This window comes from Polaromonas sp. P1_E1_2, assembly GCF_056406035.1.
Window position 1 is genome coordinate 1 of sequence record NZ_JBFUAZ010000553.1, and the last position, 2,875, is coordinate 2,875.

The following is a 2,875-nucleotide window of genomic DNA, read 5'->3' on the forward strand; positions in this document are numbered from 1 at the left end:
GATCGAAATCAGGGGATTTGGCAGTTTTTCCATCAACCGCCGCCCGCCTCGCATGGGCCGTAATCCGCGTTCCGGTGAAAGCGTGGCCATCCCTGAAAAACGGGTGCCCCATTTCAAGCCGGGCAAGGCGTTGCGGGAAACGGTGGATGCCCGTACCCAGGAGCTCCTGGCGGTCACGGATCCGAAGTAAGGTCTTGCTGTTTCCCCCCGGTGGTCTGGCTACAATCGCGAGACCACCACGGGGGACGACCAAGTGAAATACCTCATGTGGCTGCTCAAGGCAGCCATTTTTTTTACGCTGTTTGCTTTTGCACTGAATAACCAGCAAACGGTTTCGGTGAATTTTTTCTTTGGCACGATGTGGCGAGCACCTCTGGTGCTGGTTGTCCTGAGTGTCTTCGCCTGTGGGCTGGCGCTCGGTATTCTTGTCATGATGCCGCGCTGGTGGAAAAAGCGCAGATCGGCCAAATATGCCTCCTCCACCATGGGCCCCCATACCGTGACCGAAGACCCCTCCACCCTCCACCATGGAATTTGATTTCACCTGGGTCCTGCTCGGGTTTCCGATCGCCTTTACCTTGGGCTGGCTGGCCTCGCGACTGGATTTGCGGCAACTGCGCATCGAAAACCGCCAGGCACCCAAAGCCTACTTCAAGGGTTTGAATTTTCTGCTCAATGAGCAGCAGGACCAGGCCATTGACGCCTTTATCGAAGCCGTACAGAACGACCCCGACACCTCCGAGCTTCACTTCGCCCTGGGTAACCTGTTCCGCCGCCGCGGCGAATACGAACGCGCCGTGCGCGTACACGAACACCTGATGTCGCGCGGCGACCTGACGCAACCGGAACGCGACCGCGCCCAGCATGCACTGGCCCTGGATTTCCTCAAAGCCGGCCTGCTGGACCGTGCCGAGATCGCGCTGCGCAAACTGGAGGGTACACCCTTCGAAGAAGAGGCCCGGCTTGCGTTGCTGTCCATTTATGAACGCTCGCGGGATTGGCCTAACGCAACCGAAATCGCCGCCAGGCTGGGTACCTCCAGCCATGGCAGCTTCAGTGCCCGGCAGGCRCATTACCTCTGCGAGCAGGCCATTGCGTCCGCAGCGGCAGGCGACACAAGCCAGGCCCTGGAGACATTGCAGCAGGCTGTGGCCATGGCCCCGGTGTCGGCCCGCCCACTGATTGACCTGGCCAAACTGCAGCACCAGCTCGGCAAGTCCCAGGATGCCTTGCGCACATTGCAGAAGCTGGAAGACCTGGCACCGCAAGGCCTGCCACTTGCCGCCGGCCTGCTTGCCAATATCGCCCAGGCAAGCGGCCAGGAAGCCGCCGCACTGGAGTTGCTGAAGACCAGTTACGCCAACGCACCGTCCATCGACGTGGTTGAAGCCATCGTCAAACTGGAAAAAGACCCTGCGTCGGCACGCCAGTGGTATGCCAGGCACATGGAACGCCAGGCGTCCCTCGTCGCCGCCGGCAAATGGATAGAAGGGGAACAACTCCAGGATGCGCACCATCACGCACTGGTGCAGCGCTCGCTGGGTCAGGCAACCAAGCCGTTGATGCGCTATCGTTGTGCCGCGTGCGGCTTTGAAGCCACGCAGCACTTCTGGCACTGCCCCGGCTGCCAGGCCTGGGACAGCTACCCGACCCGCCGGATAGAAGAACTATGAACACCCCCGTGGCTGCGCTTCGCTCCGCCTCCCCCCTTGCAGGGGGCGACACTGGCGGCCCGGCAAAGCCGGTTCCGCGGTGTCCGCTTGGCAAGAAAAGCAGCCTTTGAGCGGTGAGCCGTTTTAGAACAGACATACATGACAGTTCCAACCCTATCCCCTGAAAAGATCGCCAAAGCCCGTGTCCTCGTGGTGGGCGATGCCATGCTCGACCGGTACTGGTACGGCGCGGTAGACCGCATCTCGCCTGAGGCCCCGGTGCCCGTGGTACGTGTCACGCGCACCGAGGAACGCATAGGCGCCGCTGCCAACGTGGCCTACAACATCGTCACGCTGGGCGCGCAAGCCTCGCTGCTGACCGTGGTGGGCGACGACGAGGCCAGCCACCAATTGGAGGCATTGGTCGAAAAAACCGGCAWCGCCCCTTACTTCGGCCGCGATGCACGGCTCAAAACAACGGTCAAACTGCGCGTCATCGGCCGCCAGCAGCAGCTGATCCGGCTCGACTTCGAAARCACACCGGAAAACGAGGTGCTCGCCTCCCAGTCCGCCACATTTGAAAAACTGCACACGCAGCACGACGCCGTGCTTTTTTCCGACTACGGCAAGGGCGGCCTCGCGCATATCGTGCTGATGATCGCCCAGGCGCGCGCTGCCGGCAAGGTAGTGCTGGTCGATCCCAAGGGGGCGGACTACGCGCGCTACAAAAACGCCAGCATCATTACGCCGAATCGCGCCGAACTCGAGCACGTGATCGGCACCTGGAGCGACGAAGCCGAGCTGCGCACCAAAGCCCACAACCTGCGCACAACCCTCAATCTTGATGCCCTGCTGCTGACCCGCAGCGAGGAAGGCATGACCCTGTTTGACGCCCAGGGTGAGCTGAATGTACCGGCCGTGGCGCGTGAAGTGTTCGACGTCACTGGCGCTGGCGATACGGTGATCGCCACACTGGCGGCCATGGCGGCCACGGGCATGAACCTTCGTGATGCTGTGCCCATCGCCAACCGTGCCGGTGGCATCGTGGTTGGCAAGTTCGGTACCGCAACGGTCAGTTACGACGAACTGTTTGCCGCGGATTAAATTGCGGCTCAGGTTAAAGGAATCCTCATGAAAGTAGTAGTCACGGGTGCTGCGGGTTTTATCGGCAGCAATATCATCAAGGGCCTCAATGCCCGCGGCATCGACGACATCATCGCGGT

General features: G+C 61.3%; 5 protein-coding genes. All 5 read left to right on the top strand.

Translation table 11 applies throughout. The features are described from left to right. Nucleotides 1-190: HU family DNA-binding protein (locus AC1D1P_RS19705; protein ID WP_477674138.1), on the top strand; the 190-nt coding region annotated here is incomplete at its 5' end. Between the two features lie 63 nt (nucleotides 191-253). Beyond that, the gene (locus tag AC1D1P_RS19710) at nucleotides 254-538 is read left to right on the top strand and encodes a LapA family protein (RefSeq protein ID WP_457280053.1); all 285 of its coding nucleotides are present in this window, start codon (nucleotides 254-256) and stop codon (nucleotides 536-538) included. Further along, entirely contained in the window at nucleotides 528-1,673 is a 1,146-nt protein-coding gene (lapB, locus tag AC1D1P_RS19715; protein WP_477667954.1) for a lipopolysaccharide assembly protein LapB, read from the top strand. The genes AC1D1P_RS19710 and lapB overlap by 11 nt, the downstream gene beginning before the upstream one ends. A 138-nt stretch (nucleotides 1,674-1,811) precedes the next feature. Further along, complete coding sequence (rfaE1, locus tag AC1D1P_RS19720; protein WP_477674139.1) at nucleotides 1,812-2,756, top strand: D-glycero-beta-D-manno-heptose-7-phosphate kinase; 945 nt, start codon at nucleotides 1,812-1,814, stop codon at nucleotides 2,754-2,756. Between the two features lie 27 nt (nucleotides 2,757-2,783). Further along, nucleotides 2,784-2,875, top strand: a 92-nt coding sequence (locus tag AC1D1P_RS19725; RefSeq protein WP_477674140.1) for an NAD-dependent epimerase/dehydratase family protein, incomplete at its 3' end; no start/stop codon positions are given.